General features: G+C 34.3%; 19 protein-coding genes. 11 read left to right on the top strand and 8 right to left on the bottom strand.

Features of this window, described 5'->3' with window-relative positions:
* The first annotated feature begins 1 nt into the window (after nucleotide 1).
* The 4 genes from EV142_RS01670 (at nucleotide 2) to EV142_RS01655 (ending at nucleotide 4,418) form a co-directional block, all read left to right on the top strand.
* A complete protein-coding gene (locus tag EV142_RS01670) occupies nucleotides 2–196 on the top strand; it encodes a hypothetical protein (RefSeq protein WP_132032095.1) in 195 nt (64 codons plus the stop codon).
* A gap of 3 nt (nucleotides 197–199) precedes the next feature.
* The gene (locus EV142_RS01665; protein ID WP_132032093.1) at nucleotides 200–1,459 is read left to right on the top strand and encodes a hemolysin family protein; all 1,260 of its coding nucleotides are present in this window, start codon (nucleotides 200–202) and stop codon (nucleotides 1,457–1,459) included.
* A gap of 109 nt (nucleotides 1,460–1,568) precedes the next feature.
* Nucleotides 1,569–3,668 (top strand): peptidylprolyl isomerase, encoded by a 2,100-nt coding sequence (locus EV142_RS01660; protein WP_132032091.1) that lies wholly within the window; start codon nucleotides 1,569–1,571, stop codon nucleotides 3,666–3,668.
* A 297-nt stretch (nucleotides 3,669–3,965) separates the two neighbouring features.
* Nucleotides 3,966–4,418: a hypothetical protein gene (locus EV142_RS01655; RefSeq protein WP_132032089.1), complete on the top strand. Its 453-nt coding sequence runs from the start codon at nucleotides 3,966–3,968 to the stop codon at nucleotides 4,416–4,418.
* A 33-nt stretch (nucleotides 4,419–4,451) separates the two neighbouring features.
* On the opposite strand, the gene EV142_RS01650 is transcribed toward EV142_RS01655, so the two are convergent.
* Together EV142_RS01650 and EV142_RS01645 are read right to left on the bottom strand one after the other, a co-directional pair.
* Nucleotides 4,452–5,366 (bottom strand): GYDIA family GHMP kinase, encoded by a 915-nt coding sequence (locus EV142_RS01650; protein WP_132032087.1) that lies wholly within the window; start codon nucleotides 5,364–5,366, stop codon nucleotides 4,452–4,454.
* A gap of 108 nt (nucleotides 5,367–5,474) precedes the next feature.
* The gene (locus EV142_RS01645) at nucleotides 5,475–6,788 is read right to left on the bottom strand and encodes a hydroxymethylglutaryl-CoA reductase, degradative (protein ID WP_132032085.1); all 1,314 of its coding nucleotides are present in this window, start codon (nucleotides 6,786–6,788) and stop codon (nucleotides 5,475–5,477) included.
* Nucleotides 6,789–6,970: 182 nt separating this feature from the next.
* Here EV142_RS01645 and EV142_RS01640 point away from each other — a divergent pair, with 182 nt between their 5' ends.
* The 6 genes from EV142_RS01640 to EV142_RS01615 all read left to right on the top strand — a co-directional run bounded on the left by EV142_RS01640 (nucleotide 6,971) and on the right by EV142_RS01615 (nucleotide 14,253).
* Nucleotides 6,971–9,142 carry a S9 family peptidase gene (locus EV142_RS01640; protein WP_132032083.1) on the top strand — a complete coding sequence of 724 codons (2,172 nt, stop codon included), beginning with the start codon at nucleotides 6,971–6,973 and terminating at the stop codon, nucleotides 9,140–9,142.
* A 34-nt stretch (nucleotides 9,143–9,176) separates the two neighbouring features.
* Nucleotides 9,177–10,853, top strand: coding sequence for a peptide MFS transporter (locus EV142_RS01635; protein ID WP_132032081.1), 1,677 nt, complete (start codon nucleotides 9,177–9,179; stop codon nucleotides 10,851–10,853).
* A 1-nt stretch (nucleotide 10,854) separates the two neighbouring features.
* Entirely contained in the window at nucleotides 10,855–12,339 is a 1,485-nt protein-coding gene (locus EV142_RS01630; RefSeq protein ID WP_132033170.1) for a peptide MFS transporter, read from the top strand.
* Nucleotides 12,340–12,392: 53 nt separating this feature from the next.
* Nucleotides 12,393–12,860 carry a thioredoxin family protein gene (locus EV142_RS01625; protein WP_132032079.1) on the top strand — a complete coding sequence of 156 codons (468 nt, stop codon included), beginning with the start codon at nucleotides 12,393–12,395 and terminating at the stop codon, nucleotides 12,858–12,860.
* A gap of 221 nt (nucleotides 12,861–13,081) precedes the next feature.
* Nucleotides 13,082–13,534, top strand: coding sequence for a thioredoxin domain-containing protein (locus EV142_RS01620; protein WP_132032077.1), 453 nt, complete (start codon nucleotides 13,082–13,084; stop codon nucleotides 13,532–13,534).
* A gap of 269 nt (nucleotides 13,535–13,803) precedes the next feature.
* Nucleotides 13,804–14,253: a thioredoxin family protein gene (locus EV142_RS01615; RefSeq protein WP_132032075.1), complete on the top strand. Its 450-nt coding sequence runs from the start codon at nucleotides 13,804–13,806 to the stop codon at nucleotides 14,251–14,253.
* A gap of 21 nt (nucleotides 14,254–14,274) precedes the next feature.
* On the opposite strand, the gene EV142_RS01610 is transcribed toward EV142_RS01615, so the two are convergent.
* From EV142_RS01610 to surE, 6 genes are all read right to left on the bottom strand, one after another.
* Complete coding sequence (locus EV142_RS01610; protein ID WP_132032073.1) at nucleotides 14,275–16,296, bottom strand: ComEC/Rec2 family competence protein; 2,022 nt, start codon at nucleotides 16,294–16,296, stop codon at nucleotides 14,275–14,277.
* A 182-nt stretch (nucleotides 16,297–16,478) separates the two neighbouring features.
* The gene (locus tag EV142_RS01605) at nucleotides 16,479–16,949 is read right to left on the bottom strand and encodes an Imm26 family immunity protein (RefSeq protein WP_132032071.1); all 471 of its coding nucleotides are present in this window, start codon (nucleotides 16,947–16,949) and stop codon (nucleotides 16,479–16,481) included.
* Between the two features lie 198 nt (nucleotides 16,950–17,147).
* Entirely contained in the window at nucleotides 17,148–17,630 is a 483-nt protein-coding gene (locus tag EV142_RS01600; RefSeq protein ID WP_132032069.1) for a C40 family peptidase, read from the bottom strand.
* An 11-nt stretch (nucleotides 17,631–17,641) separates the two neighbouring features.
* The gene (lpxB, locus tag EV142_RS01595) at nucleotides 17,642–18,760 is read right to left on the bottom strand and encodes a lipid-A-disaccharide synthase (RefSeq protein WP_132032067.1); all 1,119 of its coding nucleotides are present in this window, start codon (nucleotides 18,758–18,760) and stop codon (nucleotides 17,642–17,644) included.
* 66 nt (nucleotides 18,761–18,826) lie between these two features.
* On the bottom strand, nucleotides 18,827–19,099 hold the full coding sequence (locus tag EV142_RS01590) for a hypothetical protein (RefSeq protein WP_132032065.1): 273 nt from the start codon (nucleotides 19,097–19,099) through the stop codon (nucleotides 18,827–18,829).
* Entirely contained in the window at nucleotides 19,092–19,871 is a 780-nt protein-coding gene (surE, locus tag EV142_RS01585; protein ID WP_132032064.1) for a 5'/3'-nucleotidase SurE, read from the bottom strand. The genes EV142_RS01590 and surE overlap by 8 nt, the downstream gene beginning before the upstream one ends.
* Before the next feature lie 203 nt (nucleotides 19,872–20,074).
* Between surE and EV142_RS01580 the strand changes: the two genes are divergently transcribed.
* Nucleotides 20,075–22,258, top strand: coding sequence for a carboxy terminal-processing peptidase (locus tag EV142_RS01580; protein WP_132032062.1), 2,184 nt, complete (start codon nucleotides 20,075–20,077; stop codon nucleotides 22,256–22,258).
* The last annotated feature ends 10 nt before the right edge of the window (nucleotides 22,259–22,268 follow it).

Here is a 22,268-nt window from a genome sequence, read left to right as displayed (position 1 = left end):
TATGGGTTACTTAAAATATACACAATACGTTTACATATTGTTTGCGGTTTTTTTTATTTATGATGGAATTATAAAGCTAAATGAAGGAAATGATACTTCAACTTTAAGTTTCATAATTGCCTTCTTAGCCGTTTTTATGTTTTTCTTCAGAAGAAAATATGCTAAGAAGTTTGACGATCGTAACAAAAAACAATAAAAAATGGAGATTAGTATTATAATACTATGTTTAATACTATCAGCCTTTTTTTCAGGAATGGAAATAGCTTTTATTTCCTCGAACAAAATTTATCTTGAAATAGAAAAAAAACAAGACAATTTTGTTTCCCAAATCCTGACCAGACTTACCGAGAATCCTTCCAAATTTATTGCCGCAATGCTTATTGGTAACAATGTTGCATTGGTTGTTTACGGATTTTTTATGGGTGATCTTATTCTGGCTCAGATCCCTAAATTTGGATACCATTTTTCGGATCTTACAAGTTTATTGATTCAGACCGCTATTTCTACCTTTATAGTTTTAATAACAGCAGAGTTTTTTCCGAAAGTTTTTTTTCAGATTTATGCCAATTCATTAATTAGGATTTTTGCCATTCCGGCCTATCTCTTTTACCGTTTATTTTACTATATCTCCACTTTCTTTATCTGGATTTCGGATTTTATTTTAAGGAAATTTTTCAAAACAGAAGGAGATCAGGTGCAGTTGTATTTTAGTAAAATAGAACTGGGTAATTATATCACAGAGCAGATGAGCTCTGTTGAAGACAATGAAGAAGTGGATTCCGAAATTCAGATTTTTCAGAATGCTTTGGAATTTTCAGGTGTAAAAGCGCGTGATATTATGACGCCCCGTACAGAAATTGTCGATATAGATTTATTTGACAGCGTTGCGGAGCTTAAGGATTTGTTTGTAGAAACCGGCTATTCTAAAATTGTAGTGAGTCAAAACTCGCTCGATGATATTGTGGGCTACGTGCATTCTTTTGACTTGTTCAAAAAGCCGAAAACAATTAAATCTGTTTTAATGACAGTTGAGTTTGTTCCGGAAACTATTTCGATAAAAGACGCCTTGAACCTGCTGATCAAAAAAAGAAAAAATGTAGCTGTTGTACTCGATGAACACGGAGGAACTTCGGGCATAATAACCATTGAGGATATTGTAGAAGAGCTTTTTGGTGAAATAGAAGATGAACACGACTTAGACGAAGAACTGATAGAGCAGGAGTTAGGAGAAGGCAAATATCTATTTTCGACCCGCCTGGATGTGGAGTATTTGAATGAAGTCTATAAATTGGGTATTCCTGAAGAAGATTCCTACGGGACTTTAGGAGGTTTTATTGTGAATTCAACAAAAGAAATTCCGCAAATAGGGGAAGAAATCGTTATTGGCCGCTACTATTTTGTGATACAGGAAGCGACAAACAAGAAAATTGAATTAGTAAAAATGACTATAAAAGAGTAATTTTTTTAGTAATTAAAAAAAAATGTGCAAAATAAAACACTAGTTGTATTGTTATTAACTAGATAATTGTATTTTCGCAAACTGAATATAAAAATTAACGACAATAAAAATGGCAGTTTTAGCAAAAATCAGACAGCGTTCCGCTTTATTAATAGGAGTTATTGCACTTGCATTATTTGCATTTATAATACAAGATCTATTCACTAGAGGGACTTTCGGTCAAAGTTCAAAAGATGTGGGAAGCATCGATGGAAAAGATATTTCATTTGAAGACTTTAGAGTTAAAGTTAGTAATGTTGAAAAAAGCGGGCAAGGAATTTCTTCTACTGAAGCTGCAAACAGAGTTTGGGATCAGGAAGTTTCAATCGCTTTATTGTCATCTCAATTTGATAAATTAGGATTAAGAGTAGGTGAAAAACACCTGTTGGAGGTTTTAAAAGCAGATCCGAATATTGGTAAAAATCCAATGTTCCTGAATGCAGCCGGTATGTTTGATATCGCTAAATTCAAGGAGTACTTTAAAACAAATCCTGAAGCAGCACAATATATTTCTGAGAAAGAAAAAGACGCTACATTAAATGCAAAATTTCAAATCTACAATACATTAGTAAAATCAGCACTTTATACAACGGCTAGTGAAGGAAAACTGAAATATGAAATGGAAGCGAACAAAGTAAACTTTGCTTATGCTGCCGCATTGTATTCTTCAATTAAAGACAGTGAAGTGAAAATTTCTGATTCGGATATTGTGGATTACATGAAGAAAAACGAGAAGAAATTCAAAGCAGATGAAACTCGTGAGATTCAATATGTTTTAGTGGAAGACAAAGCGTCAAAAGAAGACGAAGCTGAAATCAAAGCTAAAATCACTGCATTATTATCCGGAAGTGTTGTTTACAATGCAAAAACTGGTAAAAATGATACTTTGCCGGGTTTCAGAAATGCAACTAACATTGCTGAATTTGTAAACTCAAATTCTGATATTCCTTATGATTCTACTTACGTGGCTAAAAATAATTTGCCTGCAGTTGACGCTGATAAATTATTCAGTTTAGCTCCTGGTGAAATCTACGGACCTTATGTTTATGGTAAATACTATTGCATTTCTAAATCTCAGGGATTTAAAGCAGGAGTTAACGCAAAAGCAAGTCACATCTTAATTGGATATACAGGGTCTCAGACTCCAAACACAAAAGAAAAAAGAACTAAAGAAGAAGCTAAAGCAAAAGCAGAAGAAATTCTGGCTCAGGTTAAGGCTAATCCGGATAGTTTTATGATGCTGGCTTTTACAAGCTCTGATGATTCATCTGCACAACAAGGTGGTGATTTAGGATATTTTGGTCCAAACCAAATGGTAAAACCATTCAATGATTTCGTATTCAGTAACGGAATTGGTAAAATTGGTTTAGTTGAAACTCCTTTCGGATTTCATATTATCAAAATCACGGATAAACAAGACGGAATTCGTTTAGCGACTATTGCTCAGAAAATTGAGCCTTCTGAAGCTACTTCTGATAAAGTATTTACTTTGGCTACCAAATTTGAAATGGAAGCTGCTGATAAAGATTTTGCTGCTACAGCAAAAGAATTAGGTTTAAAAATTGCTGCACCTGTAACGGCAAAAGCAATGGATGAAGCGTTTGGTCATCTGGGAAACCAACGTAACATTGTAAGATGGGCATTTGACAAAGAAACAAACAAAGGGGATGTAAAAAGATTTGAGCTGGCTAATATTGGGCACGTAATTGCACAATACAAAAGCGAAAACAAATCAGGTTTAGTATCTGTAAGTTTGGCAAGACCTTATGTAGAGTCAATCTTAAAAAACAAGAAAAAAGCAGAAATGCTAAAAGCTAAAATGACAGGTTCAACCCTTGAGGCAATTGCTAAAAGTGCTGGTGTTGCTGTTCAGCAAGCTGCTAACGTAACTATGGACAATCCGGTTCTTCCTGGAGGAGTAGGACAAGAGCCAAAAGTTGTAGGTAATGCATTTGCTTTAACTGCAAATAAACTTTCTGCTCCAATTGAAGGAAATACAGGTGTTTATGTGGTTAAAAATATTAGTGTAGTAAAAGCTCCGGCGATTGCTAATCATGCTGAATATGTTGCAAAAGTAAAAGCGCAAAGTGCATCTGATGCAAGCAGAATTTTACCAGCGTTAAAAAACAATGCAAAAATTGAAGATAACAGATTACAATTTAACTACTAGTTTTTAATGTAGTAGTTAAAATAAAATAGATAGCCCGAAATGTTCTTTTGAATGTTTCGGGCTTTTTTATTTCTATTTATTTGAGGGTTTTCATTTGTAATACTTATCACTCAATTTTTATTTAATTATATAGGAATAATAGAAATACAATCTAAAAAATTTGGGTTTTTCAAAATATTAATGTTAATTTGTCTGAATTTTTGTTTTAGCAAATGGTCTAAAATATTAAACAGGTTCAATAAATAAAAGAGACTATGACGAACAAATACTTTAATAATCAAGTGTTTAATGATTTTTATGTTTAAGTTATTTAAAAAGAAACCCAGAGTATATTCCAAAATTGAAAATCATATTTTTGGAATCATCACTGAACTATTAAAAGTGGGTAGTACCGACATTAATTGTGATGAATTGGGAGGGAAGTATTATTTAAGCAACGAAGAACAACACTTTAAAGTAACTATACTAGGACACGATAATGTAATCAGATTGACAAACACTCGTGATTCTGTTGCTGAAAAATACGACAAGATTTTTGTGGAGGATGTTTTAAAAGCTGTAAAAGAAGAAAAACACCGGAGAATGGAAGTAGTCTACGATTCTATAACCAACAGTATAGAAAAGATGGCAGAGCGTTTACATAATACGCTTATTGAGTCCAATTCCTCTGTTGATCCGAATGAGCAGGAAAACCAGATAGTCCGGCGACTCGAGACGAAACATGTTAAAAACAAAAAAGTAAATTATTAAAAGGCTTTTTATTTTAAAATAGAAATGATTTACCTACAAAATCATCTCATTATACGAAAGAATAGTTTCATAGCCCCTTGAAACGAAATAGTCCTTCGGATTTTCTTTCGAAATTGCCATTATAAAATCGCCCCCCCAGGCTCCAAGACTCTTAACGACACCATTAAAATCAGGAAAAGCAATCTCTTTTATAGTTTGTATTTCTAAGATCGTACTTAAATGAATTTCATGTTTCTCGATAGCAGAAGCAAATTCCTTTATTGTCTTAGCATTGATAACAGCAGCTGTGATTTTATCATTCGTCGCAATATTTTGTGCTAAATGCTCATTTTTGTTATTATAATAAGCATTGATCGCGGCTTTACTGCTTTGTTTTTTATTAAGATAGACAAAGTGAATATGATCTTTAAATTCAGGATTAAAATTAATAAGGTCTACCGTTGGGGAATTTTGATCCAGACGATATACAATAGGAGTATTGTTTTGTGCGCAGGCAATGTCATAACCACTACCGCCAAAGCTGTTTTTAAGCAATGTAAAAGCGTCAATTTTACTCCATTGTGCAATATTGTTCAACAAAGTAGAGGAAGTTCCCAGCCCCCAGTTTTTTGGAAATGTAAGTGCTGTACTTACCTTATAACCTTCTGAGGAATCAATAAAATCAGGATTCAGAAGATAAGCTTCATGTAAAATATTGATTAAGGTCTTTTTTACATTTTCGACTTTAGGGCCGTCATTGTTTATAATCTCAGTAAAAGTAATCGTGTCTTCAAACCAGACCTGATGATCAAAATCAAAACTTTTCCATTGAATCTGGTGTTCAGAATCGTCCTCCACGATTAAATTCTGACCAAATTTCGTTGGTAATGCAAGCGCTTCAGCACCATCTAAAACGAGATATTCGCCTGTTATTAAAAGTTTTCCGTTACTGTAATAGGTTGTCTTCATGCTTCAATTTTAAAATATATTCCAATTCCGAAGCCTCAGGATAAATTTCAAATTCCAATAATTGGGATTTGGAATTTATTCAGAAGCTATACTACTTGGAATTTTTATTTATTTTCTTAGATTTTCAATAAATTCAACCACCGCGCTGTGAGAAATCACATTTTTCTTAAAATGAGTTTTAATCGAATGACGCTCGTCTTCGGTAGCTTCAAATTGATTAATGATGTTGTTCAGGTGCATTTTCATGTGTCCTTCCTGAATTCCGGTTGTAGTCAGCGATCGTAAAGCGGCAAAGTTTTGAGCCAGTCCGGCAACCGCAACAATTTGCATTAATTCTTCAGCTGAAGGTTTTTCCAGTATCTCTAAACATAGTTTTACCAAAGGATGCAAAGAAGTTAATCCGCCTACAGTACCTAAAGCTAATGGAATTTCAAGCCAGAAGGTAAAAATTCCGTTTTCGATTTTAGCATGTGATAAACTTGCATATTGACCATTTTTTGCTGCATAGGCATGGACACCGGCTTCTACAGCCCTAAAGTCATTTCCGGTTGCAAGAATGACAGCGTCGACGCCATTCATGATGCCTTTATTGTGGGTTACTGCCCTGAACGGCTCGACTTCGGCAATTTGAACGGCTTGTACAAATCGTTCCGCAAAATCCTGTGGATTTGCAATATCTTTTTCGCTTAAATCTTCAACAGGACAGGAAACTTCGGCTCTTACAATGCAGTTTGGTACATAATTAGACAGAATACTCATGATTACATTTAGGTGTTCATTTTCATCAAATGCATCACAGTTCTGAAACTCCTCTTTTAAGGTTGATGCAAATTGCTCGAGACAAGAGTTAATGAAGTTAGCTCCCATGCTGTCTTTGGTTTCAAAAGTGGCATGAAGCTGAAAATAATGTTCCAGTAAGTTTCGTTTGTCTTTGAGCTGAATATCAAGAATTCCGCCGCCGCGTTGTTGCATGTTTTTAGTAATGCTTTGCGTATTGGAGAAAAACAACGGTTTTATCTGATCGAAGAACGATTGTAATTTTTGCCCGTCTCCGTTGAAAGTAAAATGAACCTGACCAATTTTTTGCGTATCTATTACAGTTGCTTTAAATCCGCCTCGGGTTGCCCAGTATTTTGCCGATTTTGAAGCAGCTGCCACCACGGAACTTTCTTCAATTGCCATTGGAATTGTTTTGTACTTTCCGTTTATCAGAAAATTAGGAGCAACTCCCAATGGTATATATAAATTGGTAATGGTGTTTTCTATGAATTCATCGTGCAGTTGCTGGAGCTTGTCGTCTGAATTCCAGTAATTTCCTATTATTTTAAGCGCCTCATCAGGAGTGGAAAAATAGGTTTCTGCAATCCAGTTTACTTTTTCTTTTTTGGATAATTTCGAAAATCCGGCAACGGCGTTGTTCATTCTCAGTATATTAAATAGTAATGTTGCCGCAAATATACCAATTCTGGGGTTTTGTTTGCAATCTATTTGAAAATTGAAAACTACGCAATCGTTATTTTTTTTAACATTTAACACTTGAAATGTGTATTATGTTTATTTTTTTTACTAAAATTGGGCTCTTTTTTATATTTAAAATAATTCTAATGAATGCAAGTAAAATTACTGTAATATTTTTGTTATTAGTTGGTACCGTTTTTGGGCAACAAAAAATCACTGTTGAGAATATTTATGGCGGAACTTTCCGGGCCAAAGGAATGGATGAACTACAGTCCCTGAAAAATACAGATCAGTGTACAGTATTGAATGTTGATCAGGCCAGCCGGAGCATGCAAATTGATTTATATGATTTTGCAACGCTGAAAAAAGTATCCAATCTAATTGATACCAAAAATCATAAGGAACTTGCAGACGGAATTGACAGTTATACTTTTGATGCTTCAGAAAAAAAGATTTTAATTGCCTGCAACTCCGATAAAATTTTCCGTCACTCTTTTACTGCCAACTACTTTTTATACGATATTGCTTCAAAGTCATTAACGAAACTGTTTGACTTTAAGATTCAGGAGCCAACTTTTTCTCCTGATGGAACCAAAATTGCTTACGCCAGAGAGAATAACTTATACATTTACGACGTAGCTTCAAAAAAAGCAACGGCTGTTACAACTGACGGCAAGAAAAATGCGATCATCAACGGTATTACGGACTGGGTTTATGAAGAAGAATTTGCTTTTGTAAAGGCATTCGACTGGAGTAAAGACAGTAAAAAATTAGCTTATATCCGTTTTGACGAAAGCGCCGTTCCGGAATTCTCCATGTCAATGTTTCATAAAGATTTATATCCGACCATTGAGACTTTTAAATATCCGAAAGCGGGAGAAAAAAATTCAGTAGTTTCATTACATATTTATGATGCTGCAGGAAATGCCACTAAAAAAGTTGATTTAGGAAACTACAATGATTTTTATATTGCCAGATTACAGTGGACAAACGATGCCAATACATTATCAGCTCAGGTGCTAAACCGCCACCAGGATAATTTAGATTTGTTATTTGTCGATGGAACAACGGCTGCTGCAAAAGTAGTTTTGAATGAAAAGGACAAAGCTTATGTAGATGTTACGGATAATCTGACTTTCCTGAAAGACAACAGTTTTATCTGGACAAGCGAAAAAGACGGTTTTAATCATATATACGTGTATGATAAAAACGGAAAATTAAAAAATCAGGTTACAAAAGGAAACTGGGAAGTAACTTCGTACTACGGTTTTGACGAAAAAACTAAAACTATTTTCTATCAGTCTACTGAAAATGGTTCAATCAACAGAGATATTTATCGTATCGCTTTAGACGGAAAAAACAAAGTGCGTTTGTCTAAAAATACCGGAACCAATGCGGCGACCTTAAGTCCAAACTTCCAGTTTTATATTAATACGTTTTCCAGCGCATCTCAGCCAACCACTTATACTTTAAACGAAGCAAAAACGGGTAAAGAAATTCAGGTTATCGAAAACAATCAGGCGCTTGCTGATAAACTGAAAGGATATAATCTTCCTGCTAAAGAATTCTTTGTTCTAAAAACGGCTAAAGGAAACGAGCTAAATGCGTGGATTTTAAAACCAAAAGATTTTGACGCTTCAAAAAAATATCCTGTTTTCATGTACCAATATTCTGGTCCGGGATCTCAACAGGTAAACAATGACTGGAATAATACAGATGATTATTGGTTTTTATCTCTTACACAACAAGGTTATATCGTAGTTTGTGTGGATGGTAGAGGAACCGGTTTTAAAGGTGCTGATTTCAAAAAAGTAACTCAGAAAGAATTAGGGAAATACGAGGTAGAAGATCAGATTGATGCTGCGAAAGTAATTGGCGCTTATCCGTATGTGGATGCTTCAAGAATAGGAATCTTCGGTTGGAGTTATGGAGGTTTTATGGCTTCGAATTGTATCTTCCAGGGGAACGATGTTTTCAAAATGGCAATCGCGGTTGCTCCGGTAACCAACTGGCGTTTTTATGACAGCGTTTATACAGAAAGATACATGCAGACACCTCAGGAAAATGCAAGCGGTTACGATCAGAATTCTCCAATAAATCATGTTGATAAACTAAAAGGTAAATTTTTATTGATTCACGGATCCGGTGATGACAACGTTCATGTGCAAAATTCAATGCAAATGATGGAAGCGTTAATTCAGGCGAATAAACAATTTGATTCTCAGATATATCCGGACAAAAACCACGGTATTTATGGTGGCAAGACCAGAATTCAGCTTTATAATAAAATGACTAACTTTATCAAAGAAAATTTATAATCTAAATCTTATTAACCTTAAAATAATGAATAATATGGGAGAAACTAAAGTAAAAACCGGGCATCCAAAAGGGCTTTGGGTATTGTTTGGAACGGAGATGTGGGAGCGATTCAACTTTTATGGAATGCGAGCTTTATTAACTTTATTTCTTGTGAATTCATTATTGATGAAGGAAGAAGAGGCGTCTTTGATTTATGGAGGTTTCCTTGGACTTTGTTACCTGACTCCAATGTTGGGTGGTTTTGTTGCAGATCGTTTTTTAGGGAACAGGAATTGTATCTTATTAGGCGGATTATTAATGGCAACCGGACAAATGTTATTGTTTACCAGCGGTAGTGTTTTTGAGAGTAATTTACCTTTGGCCAAAAGCATCATGTATTGTGGTTTGGGAGTTATTGTTTTTGGTAACGGATTCTTTAAACCCAACATTTCAAGTATGGTTGGGAGTTTGTATCCTAAACAGGAAAAAACAAAGCTGGATACTGCTTTTACTATTTTCTACATGGGAATTAACATTGGGGCTTTCTTAGGGCAGTCTATTTGTCCATTATTGGGAGATGTTAAAGATTCTGGTGGAATTAGAGATATTCACGCTTTTAGATGGGGATTTATGGCAGCTTCCGGAGCGATGCTTATCGGAACAGTTCTTTTCTATTTTTTGAAAAATAAATATGTGGTTTCTCCGGAAGGAAGACCTTTAGGGGGTTTGCCTTCTAAAAATGTCGCGGAAGATTTTGAAGAAGGAGAAGCTCAAAAGGCTAATTTTTCAGGTAAAGCCTTAACTATTGCAGGGATTGCATTTATAGCATTAGGATTGTTTTTTCATTATGTTGTAGGTCAGAATTTAATTTATACTTTGATTTACTCCAGCGGATTGTCATTGGCCGGATTAATTATTTCCGATACTTCTTTGACAAAAATAGAAAGAGACAGAATTATTGTAATTTATATCGTTTCATTCTTTATTATTTTCTTCTGGGCGGCCTTTGAGCAGGCTGGTTCTTCATTGACGTTTATTGCAGATAATCAGACAGACAGACATTTCTTTGGTTGGCAAATGCCTCCGTCAATGGTTCAGATTTTTAACGGACTGTTTGTGGTAGTAATGGCTGTACCGTTCAGTATTTTATGGGATTCTTTAAGAGCCAATAACAGAGAACCAATCTCACCGGTTAAGCTGGCTGTTGGTTTGGTCATAATTTCTGTGAGTTTCTTTATGATTGCAACTCAGGTTTCCTATATCGGAACTTCTGGTTTGTTATTGGTAAAATGGCTTATTTTATTATACTTTTTAAATACGTGTGCTGAGTTGTGTTTATCTCCAATTGGTTTATCATTAGTAGGTAAATTATCTCCAAAGCGTTTCGCTTCATTGTTATACGGGGTTTTCTTCCTTTCTAATGCATCAGGTTATGCCTTAGGAGGAACTTTAGGATCTATTTTGCCTGCAACAGGTGATAAATTTGAAAAAGCAAAAGAATTAGGAATCGATCTTCAGGCAGTTTTAGATAACAAAGTAACACCAACAGCAGAACAATTAGCTTTGTTGGACCAACATCAGATTAGTGCACACAATCACTTTTTTGCTGGATTTGAAATTCATAACTTATATGAGTTTTTTATGGTGTTTGTTGTTCTTACAGGTATTGCTGCAATTGTATTGTTTGCTTTGACTCCGTTTTTGAAAAAAATGATGCATGGAGTTAGATAAAATGGAGAAAACAATAACATTAGAAGAAATTCAGAATTTTAAGGGCAATTATCCGAAACAATTGTGGTATTTGTTTTTTGTTGAAATGTGGGAACGTTTCTGTTTTTACGGAATGCGTGGAGTGCTTACGTTTTTTATGGTAGATCAGCTTTTATTGAAAGATGAACATGCTAATTTGCAATATGGTGCTATCCAGGCTTTTGTATATGCTTTTACTTTTATCGGAGGTATTTTTGCAGATAAAGTTTTAGGGTTTAAAAAATCATTGTTCTTTGGTGGGATCGTTATGATCCTCGGGAATCTTTTGATTGCCTTTTCGCCACAAACTATGTTTTATTACGGTATCGCATTTTCTATTATTGGAACCGGTTTCTTTAAACCAAATGTTTCTTCAATGGTAGGGGAGTTGTATCACGAAGATGATAACAGAAGAGACGCAGGTTACGGAATGTTTTATGCCGGGATAAATGTGGGAGGCCTTTTAGGAGGTGCCTTATGTATTTATCTGGGTAAATATTATTCCTGGCAATTGTGCTTTTTATCTGCGGCCATCGTAATGTTTTTAGGTTTAGTTACCTTTTTATTCACTAAAAAATACTTAGGCCCAATTGGAGATTCTCCGTTGTTAAATTTAGAGCCTGGTAAGAGAAGAATCCGCGAAATAGCGGTCTATGCATTATCAATTTTAAGTTTACCGTTTATTTTTATAATGGTAAAAAATACGGATTATACCGATTATTTCATGTACACAATCGGTATAGTGGCCGTTCTTTACTTTACATATGAACTGATTAAGTTAGGGGATGTAAAATTGCAGAAAAAGCTATTTGCAGCCTTTTTGTTTGTGTTCTTTTATTTATTGTTTAATGCAATCTATGAGCAAAGCGGTGGTTCGTTATCACTTTTTGCCAAAGATAACTTAAGTAATAAGCTGTTGTTTTTTACCATTGATCCTAATGTCGTAAACAATAGTTCGAATACATTCTTTGTGGTCGTGTTAAGCCCGCTTATTGGTCTGTTGTGGATTTGGCTTGGGAAGAAAAGAATTGAGCCTAATACCTTAATTAAATTCGGAATTGGGTTTTTATTTTTGGGAGCTTCTTTTTATATTTTTTACCTAACGAAGTTCTTCGCAAATTCTGAAGGTATTGCCTCTTTAAACGTGTTTACTTTTGCTTATTTAATAACGACTATCGGGGAGCTTTGTTTAGGACCAATCGGAATGTCGATTATCACGAAGTTATCTCCAAAAAGATTATTTGGTATGATGATGGGATTATGGTTTTTAGCCAGTGCGTTTGGACAATTATTCGCAGGAAAGCTGGGTGCTGAAATATCCAGATCGAATACAGGTGATACTTTGCTTTCTAAATTGCAATCTTACACAGAAGGATATTATCAACTGGCTATTTATTCGGTTTTTGCCGGAGTAATTTTAATTGCAATTTCGCCAATTATTAGAAAATTAATGCAAGAAGTAAAATAGACGACATTTTACAATTCAAATTTTGTTTAGATTTGTAAAAAATTAAAACGATCATGAAAAAAATATTTTTAGTAGCCTTATTTATAGTAGGTGCTTTTACCTCACAGGCACAGGAATTAAAATGGTATACTGATGTCAAAGAAGCGATTACAATAAGTAATAAGGAAAACAAACCAATGCTGTTGTTTTTTACAGGAAGCGACTGGTGTGGCTGGTGTATCCGATTGCAAAACGAGGTTTTAAAAACACCTGAGTTTACAAAATGGGCCAGCGATAATGTCATTTTAGTTGAGTTAGACTATCCGAGAAGAACACCTCAGGCTCCGGAGTTAAAAAGTCAGAACAACGAATTGCAGCAAGCTTTCGGCATACAAGGTTTTCCAACCATTTATTTTACAAGTGCAGAAGCCAAAGACGGAAAGGTTAATTTCAAAGGCCTTGGTCAGACAGGATATGTTGCCGGAGGGCCATCTGCCTGGTTAGCAGTTGCTGACGGAATCGTTCATCCAAAGAAATCTTAAAAAGAATAATTACTCATAAATTTTTGTAAAACTCCTTACGGTAACGTAAGGAGTTTTTTTTGTTTAGTAAGAAAAAGTATCCACTTGTATTTGTGTAATTATTATTTTAATATTTAATTGTAATAAAAAAAACAAATAGTGCATTTTTTGTATTAATAAAAATTGGAAAATTAAAATATTATGTTAATTTCGTTATGCTAATCTAACCAAAACCAAACGATATGACCAAAAAAATACTTATCCTACTCTTTTTTTTAGGTTCATTTTTAATGCAGTCCCAAAATTTAGTCTGGCGAACTAATATGACCGATGCAATTGCAATAAGTAATGAACAAAGAAAACCCATGCTGATTTTATTCACCGCCTCAGGTGTGCCGGATAATCTTCAAAATGAAATTTTTAAAACACCTGATTTTGCTGTCTGGTCAAGGGACAACGTTATCCTCGTGAAATTGGATTTATCGGATATTAATGCATCTGATAGCGACAAAGAGCAAAACCTCAGATTAAAAAATGCTTTTGGTGTTGTAGATTTACCGGAGGTATGTTATGCCAGCGCCTCCATCAGGAAGAACAAAACCACTTTTAGTGCATTAGGAAAAATCGCTTACAAACCTGGCGGTGCCCGATCATGGATTTCAGAATCAGATGCTATTTTGCATCCCAGTGAATAAATAAAATTTAAATTAAGTTTCTTAGTTTAATTTGTAGAATCCCTTTTTGCTGCTAAGTAAAAAGGGATATTTTTTTACAATTAAAAAATAGCAGCTGAACTATTGCTATTTAAAACTCTGATTTTTTTTATTATGTGAAATATTTATCGTTTTAATAATAAATATCGTTTTACTTCATGTTTATTTGGTTTTTAGTGATAATATTTATTGTTTTTTATGTTCATTATGTTAATTTAGTTTTTATTTGTTAACTTAATTGACTGAACTTTATGAATAGAAAACTACTTATCCTACTATTTTTTTTAGTTACATTTCTGATGAAGGCGCAGAATGGAGTTTGGACCACAAACGTGACTGATGCAATTGCACTGAGTAATGAACAAAGAAAACCACTGCTAATTTTATTTACCGGAACAGGTGCCTCTGAAAGTATCCAGAGAGAGGTTTTTAATACGATCGAATTTCAGAACTGGTCCCGTAAAAAAGTGATATTAGTAAAACTGGATCTATCTGCTGAGACTTCAAGCGAGATAAAAGAGCAAAGTATTAAGTTAAAAAATGCTTTTAATATTATCGATTTACCGGAAGTGTGTTTTGCCTTCGCTAACACCAGGAATGGTAAAACAATGTTTCAGGCACTTGGAAAATTATCCTATAAAAATGAAGGAGCAAGGTCCTGGATATCGGAATCTGAATTGATTTTAAATCCGTCTGAATAGACCTGCCTATATATTAATTTCCTAGTTTAATTTGTAGAATCCCATTTCGCCTGTTGCGTGAAATGGGATTCTTTTTTTTGAACAACTGGTTTTCCAATAGTTCTGAATTGAATAAGAATTTGATGCATCAGCAACTATTATTTTTGGTTTCAGATCAAGTAAGACACGATCTAAATTGATCTTCGGAGACTGTGTAAGGATCAAAATGTCAGGAGAGCTGTTTCTCTTATAAACACCACTACTGTCAATCAAAAGTATTTTTTTACTGTTAAAAAAGAAGGTGTTTTTAATTTTTTGTATGTCGTGTAATGATTCAGTATTTCCAATTATAGAAAGGGCTTTACTATTTTTTTTCAAATCCTCATTTGTAAAAAGCAGCATTTTTTTTCCGTTTCTTTCTGTGATAATCGTTTTTTTCTTTACGTTATAAACAATCAGTTCCTGTTTTTCTTCCAGATCTTTTTTTGTCATAATGAAGGACAACTGAACAAGAATAACAGAAATAAAAATCGCCATTACTTTAGGGTAAGTTGGTTTTTTAAACCAAAAAATGATAGCTATAGTCAACAAATAGAAAGTGATTAAGTAATAAAAATTGAAACTAATATCACGAATTACAAAATATTCCATTGAAGCTATAGTATGGGTAATCAGGTTTAGGATATAAATACTTTTTTCAAAAATCTGAATTAAGAAAACGGGACAACTGAAAAACGCAGAAATTAGCATGACCACAATTCCGGTTATCATTGTAAATGATAAAACAGGGAGGATGAGAATGTTGGTTACAAAAAACAAACAAGGAAATTGGTGAAAGTAATACAAACAAACAGGAAATGTTCCGATCTGAGCGGCAAAAGAAACGGTTAAAGCTTCCCAGATGTAAGTCGAAATTTTGTTTTTGGGTTTCCATATTTCTTTAAGCAAGGGCTGTATCCAGAGAATCGAAAAGAGGGCAATATAACTTAATTGAAAACCGGCATCAAACAAAAAGTAGGGCTCGAATAATAAAATCAGCAGAATTGAAATTAGTAAAGTATGGTAAATATTGCTGCCTCTTCTCAAATGATTTCCAATTGCCAGAAAGGAGAACATGACAACAGAACGCAAAACCGGAGGTGAAAGTCCCGAGATAATCCCGAAAAGGCTTAGTGAAATCAAAATGGCGATTAATTTTATAAACGAACCTTTTCTGGTATTGGATATTGGTTTTAAAATAAACAGTATAAACAACATAATAAAGCCCACATGAAGTCCGGAAACAGATAAGATATGTGTTGCTCCCGAATATTGATAATCCTTAAGGATATCAGATGAAATTTCCTGACGTTGGCCTAAAATCAACCCCATTGCAACATTCATTTCAGTTTTATTGAAATGTGCTTTTTCAAGATTGCGGATTATTCGTGAGTTTAGCCTTGCAGCATAAAACCAAACATTCTTTCTAATTTTTTTACTGACCTCTATTTCAGCTTTAGAAAGATAGACCTGAGCATATATTTGTTTATTTGCCAGATATTTACCATAATCAAATTGATTGGGATTTTTTGGCGCAGTTGTGTGTTGTAAAGTTACTTTTGCCTGAATGATATTTCCAATAATAAGCGTATTACGGAGATTGTCTTTTTTAATATTTACAATAATTTTTCCTGTATACGTGTTGCTTTCAATATGGTTTAAAAGAGCGACATATCGATCATTATAACTATTGCTTTTTAATTGTTCCATCAAAGTAAAAGAAATGTTTTGCTCATTTTCGAACGCTTTTTTGCAATGAATATAATTCGATTGCTGAAGGGAGTCTGTGTGCAATAATAAGGTAATAATCCCAAGCCAGAATGAAATAAGACAGGTGCTTATTCCGAAAAAAAGGAGTAGTTTTTTGTTTTTTCCAGATAGGAAATAGAGCATTAAAAAAAGAATTGCCGTGATTATTATCGTCGCAACAGCAAGGAAAATTGTGGGTTGCCAATAATAACAAACCAATATGCCAATTATAAAACAAATTGTGATTTTAGCCAACGGGAAATCTAATACTTTCATGGTCTAAAAGTATTAAAATTTTGTAAGAAAAATAATATTTTATTGAAAAATAATTATTCGATTACCTGTTGATCTGAACAAACGAATTTTGGTAATACGGTTCTTTGGTTGATGACACGTTGGTCGGGCAGGGATCAGTTATTCGTTGTCCATTTCGTCGTAGCGGTAATCCTCTTTTGACTTCAATTTATAATGCTCTCTATTGAACTTATAATATTGCTGTGAAATTGAATTGATTCTCTACCTACGGGTATTTTGTCAATGAGAGTGGTTATTGAATCTCCATTGTGGTCGTATATTTTATTTCGTATCGGGTTTTTAAAGTAATGATGTGGGTAGGTGTCCATCTCATTTTTTTCTAGATTTCTGATTTTTGCAAAATAGCCTTTCTTCCAACATGAGGTGTCAGTAATTATCGGCGGTAGTAATAAGTTGTGTTTGTTTAACGATGTGTTTTCATCAAGCAATGGTGTGAAATTGTTGTATATATATATAAGGATGGCATTTTTAAATGGACCAACATCTATCTTTCCTAGGGAAACCATGCCATACCCAAAGCGCCCATCACTTAGGGAGAAATAAAAAACATCACCTTCCTTCGGCCATTCTTTATGCTTTTTATTTACTGGAATTACTGTTATTTTTTCCGCCATCTTATATTGGTCTCATAGTTCTTAAGCTATTTCTTACCACACTAAACAACGTTGAATATAGTTTTCTTTTGTGGCTGATGCTATTTATTTTGTTTTAAAAGTGTGGATTATTATAAATGAGCACGTTTTCTCTGATACTTCCATTGTCTAAAAGTATTAAAATTTTGTAAGAAAAAATACCATTTTATTGGAAAATAATTATTCGATAACCCTGTTGATCTGAACAAATGAATTTTGGTAATACGGTTCTTTAGTCGAGGAAATTATAACGCCCTTTGAAGTTGAAGAATGTATAAATTTTATTTCACTGCCCGTTTTTTCCGTAATAAGCCCAACGTGATTGATTTGTTTGCTTTTGTTGGTTTTAAAGAAAATCAGGTCTCCTTTTTGGGCATCATCAAAGGGTATCACTTTTCCAATTTTTGCTTGCTCGTAGGAACTTCTCGGCATTGTAATATTTTCAGTCTGAAAAGTAGTGAAAACTAATCCTGAGCAATCAAAGCCGCTTTTAGTTGTGCCTCCGGCTTTGTATCGCACCCCGAGATTAGATGTTGCTACATCAATTAAATGCTTTACCGTATTTTTGCTTTCCCGTGTCGATTCGTTTTTAACTACTGCTGAACCTGATTTGCAGAAAGAAAGCATGCTGGCAAAAAGGATTAAAACGAGTAATTTGTTCAAAATGAATTCTTTTAAAGTTGTTTTAAATCAGCAACAATAAGTTTTGCGGTTTTTTTACTCGCACCAACCCCGCCCAGTTTCTGCTCTAAAATATCATAATTTTTCAGCAGTTTTTCACGATAAGCAGGCTCCAGTAATTTTTGTAATTCTTCTTTAATGCGTTTGGTAGTACAGTCGCTCTGAATTAATTCGGTTACAACTTCCTGATCCATAATTAAATTGACAAGTGAAATGTATTTTAATGTAATAATACGCTTTGCAATCTGATAGGAAATGTTACTTCCTTTATAACAAACCACTTCCGGAACTTTAAACAAAGCCGTTTCTAAAGTTGCAGTACCTGATGTAACCAGAGCCGCAGTTGAGGATCGAAGTAAATCGTATGTTTTATTCGAAATAAATTTGATGTTTTTATTGGTGATAAATTGCTGGTAAAATTCGAAATCCTGACTTGGGGCACCTGCAATTACAAATTGATACTCCTGAAAATCATCTACAACACTCAGCATTACGCTCAGCATTTTGGTAATTTCCTGCTGACGGCTTCCCGGCAAAACGGCAATGATTGGTTTTTCGCTCAAATGATTTTCTTTTCTAAAAACAGCTTCATCAAAAGCAGGCTGATTCTGGATAGCATCAATTAAGGGATGTCCCACAAAATCTACCGGAAAATGATGTTTGTCTTCATAAAAACTTTTCTCAAAAGGTAAAATGACAAACATTTTGTTGACATCTTGTTTAATGGCCTTGATTCTGCTTTCTTTCCAGGCCCATATTTGCGGAGAAATATAATAATGGGTTTTGTAATTAAGAGCTTTGGCCCATTTTGCAATACGCATATTAAAACCCGGGTAGTCAATGAAAATAAGAACATCAGGTTGGAAAGCAGTAATGTCTTTTTTGCAAAAAGTAATATTTGATAAAATGGTTTTTAAGTTAAAAATAACTTCAATAAAACCCATAAAAGCCAATTCACGATAGTGTTTTACTAAAGTTCCGCCTGCCTTTTGCATTAAATCGCCGCCCCAAAATCTAATCTCAGCCTGAGGATCTTCTTCATACAGCGCTTTCATTAAATTAGAACCATGCAGATCTCCGGAGGCTTCACCAGCTATTATATAGTATTTCATATTCGTATTTTTGAGAATGTGTTCTTTTTTCAACACAACTAATTTTTTGCAAGGCAAAGATAAGATTTAAATAAACAAAGTAGAAATTGCCAGAACAATCACAGCTAAGATAACACCGCGAGCCATAAATTCTTTGTCCTTTTTTAAGAGAATAGCAAAAACGGCAAGGTCCAAAATAGTTCCTAAAGTGATTATTTTTCCCAAATAACCATGTTCTCGTATAGTTTGAATCCCTGTTGCAATGTCAAACTGAGTAAAAAACGTAATAAATAAATAACTTCCTAAAAGAGAAGTAAAAATGCCGACAATAAACCCAATGAGTAAATCTTTTTTATTCATTTAAATTCCAGGTGTTAAGTTGTTGTATCGTATGGTGAGCGGTTAAGTCAAATTGTACAGGAACTACTGAGATGTATCCGTTTTCCAATGCCCATTCGTCAGTGTCTTCCCCTTTGTCTTCGTTTACAAATTTTCCGGTCAGCCAGTAATAGTCTTTGCCGAAAGGGGTTTGTCTTTTGTCAAATTTTTGGGCATAATAAGCTTTCGCCTGACGACAAATCTTGATTCCTTTGATTTCATTTTCCTTTAATTTTGGAAAATTGACATTTAGAACAATTCCTTTGGGAAGTTTGTTTTCAAGGGTTTCCAGGGTAATTTTTTTTATAAAAGATTTGATGGGTTCAAAATCCGCATTCCAGTCATAATCCAATAAAGAAAATCCGATGGCAGGAATTCCTTCAATTCCGGCCTCCACTGCGGCACTCATTGTTCCGGAATAAATTACGTTTATAGAAGAATTGGAACCGTGATTAACTCCGGAAACACAAATATCCGGTTTTCTTTTCAGGATTTCATTTACGGCCAGTTTAACGCAGTCCACCGGAGTTCCGGAACAGCTATATTCTGCAATAGGGTCATTTTCTCCGGAAATTTTATCCAGATACAGCGTATTGTTGATAGTAATGGCATGACCCATTGCACTTTGAGGTTTGTCGGGTGCAACCACAATCACTTCTCCAATTGTTTCCATCACACTTATCAAAGCTCTGATTCCCGGAGCGAGAATACCATCATCGTTGGTGACTAATATAAGTGGTTTTTCTTGTTTCATGTTGCAGGTATTTGGCAGTTAAAAGGATAAGAAAAGCAAATGTAGTGACAGAATTTCTTAGAATAATAACAAATAAAATAAAATTTGTCAACTAAATAAAAGTTAACTTTGGGAAGTGAAACATTTTTATATCTTTAACAAAAAATTATAGTGAACTTGGCTTAACTGGCATAGTTTTTACCGTAACTTAGATTAAAAAATTGATGAATGCTATTATTAAATTTATGAAAAGAAATTATAAAATACTTATAGCCGTATTATGCTTGTCGTTGACCTTATTTGCTTTCAAAATAAATGCAGATAACACAGTTGATCCGGACCCAAACAGAGATAAAACACTGTTAGAATTACTTGCTTTTGTGATTGAAAAAGGACATTATAGTCCGGCAGAAATTAACGATGAGTTTTCTAAGGGAATTTTCAAAGACTATATCGATGCACTGGATCCTTCCAAAAGATTCTTCCTGCAATCTGATATTGATGAGTTCAAGCAATATGAACTGATGCTGGATGACCAGTTTTTGAATAAAGACCTTACTTTTTTCAATCTTACCTATACAAGATTGATGAAGCGTATGGAAGAAAGCAAAAAACGCTACAAAACTATTTTAGCCCAGCCCTTCAACTACAATGTTGATGAGACCTTCAATGCGGACTATGAGCATTTACCGTATGCTAAAAATGCTGTTGAAATCAATGAAAGATGGAGAAAGCAAATTAAACTTTCTACCCTTTCTTCTCTGGTAACAAAACAAAAATTAGAAGAAGATAAAAAGAAAACAGATCCTGCTTACAAAGCAAAATCTTTTGAAACCTTGGAAAAGGAAACACGTGAGAGTTCTTTAAAATCTTTGGATGATAATTTCAGCCTTATCAAGGACTTAAACAAAGAAGATTGGTTTTCTGTGTATGTAAATTCTATTATGACACGTTTTGATCCGCATACAAGTTATTTTGCTCCGGAAGAAAAAGACCGTTTTGATGTGAACATCAGTGGAAAACTAGAAGGTATCGGAGCGAGACTGACCAAGAAAAATGACTTTACCCAGATAGATGAATTGATTTCAGGCGGACCTGCCTGGAAAGGAAAACAACTGGAATCCGGCGATTTAATTTTGAAAGTAGCACAAGGAAACGAAGAGCCTGTAGATGTTGTAGGTATGCGTCTGGATGATGTTGTGAAGAAAATTAAAGGACATAAAGGTACTGAAGTTAAACTTACAGTTAAAAAAGTAGATGGAAGTATCAAAGTTATTTCTATTATAAGAGACGTAGTCGAAATAGAAGAAACATATGCCAAATCCAGTATTGTTGAGAAAAACGGATTGAAATACGGGGTGATTTATTTGCCTAAATTTTATATCGATTTTGAAAATAAAGATGGCCGTGATGCCGGAAAAGATATTGCTCTGGAAGTGGAAAGACTTAAAAAAGAAGATATCAACGGAATTGTACTTGACGTTCGTGACGATGGAGGAGGATCTTTATCTACAGTTGTTGATATTGCCGGTTTATTTATCGAAGAAGGACCAATTGTTCAGGTAAAATCTGCAGGTAAAAAGAAAGAAGTTCTATACGATAAAGATAAAAAAATCGAGTGGGATGGACCGTTAGTAATCATGGTAAACAGTTTCTCAGCTTCTGCATCGGAAATTTTGGCTGCCGCAATTCAGGATTACAAACGTGGTGTTATTATCGGAAGTAAACAAACTTACGGAAAAGGAACGGTACAAAACGTACTTGATTTAAATCAGTTTGTTCGTAACACAAGTTATGGCGATTTAGGTGCTTTGAAAATTACCGGACAAAAGTTTTACAGAATTAATGGAGGTTCAACTCAATTAGAAGGTGTTCACAGTGATGTTGTTATGCCGGATCGTTATGCTTACCTGAAAATGGGAGAGCGTGATATTGATAACGCAATGCCTTGGGATAAAATTGACCCTGCTGATTACAGCACGTGGACTTCAAATGAAAAATTCAATCAGGCTATCGCAAACAGTACAAGCAGAATTGCTCAAAATGCTCAATTTAAATTAATTGAAGACAACGCAAAATGGATTGATGTTAAGAGCAAAGAGAATACATACAGCCTGAATATTACAAGCTTTAAAGCAACGCAGGAACAGGTTGAAAATGAAGGTAAAAAATACAAACCTATTTCAGATTATAAAAACAATCTGGTATTTAAATCCTTGCCTTATGAAGAGCTTGAGATTAAAAATGATGCCACTTTAAAAGAGAAAAGAGAAGCCTGGCACCAGGCATTGTCAAAAGATGTTTATGTAGAAGAAGCCTTAAATGTTTTAGATGATTTACAAACTAAAGCCTCTATGGTTAAAAATAATTCTTCAAAAATTAAAAAAGATAAATTAGTAAAATCTTAATTTTTCTGAA

Source organism: Flavobacterium circumlabens (assembly GCF_004345565.1).
GTDB lineage: Bacteria > Bacteroidota > Bacteroidia > Flavobacteriales > Flavobacteriaceae > Flavobacterium > Flavobacterium circumlabens.
This window is presented reverse-complemented; position numbering and strand designations above follow the sequence as displayed.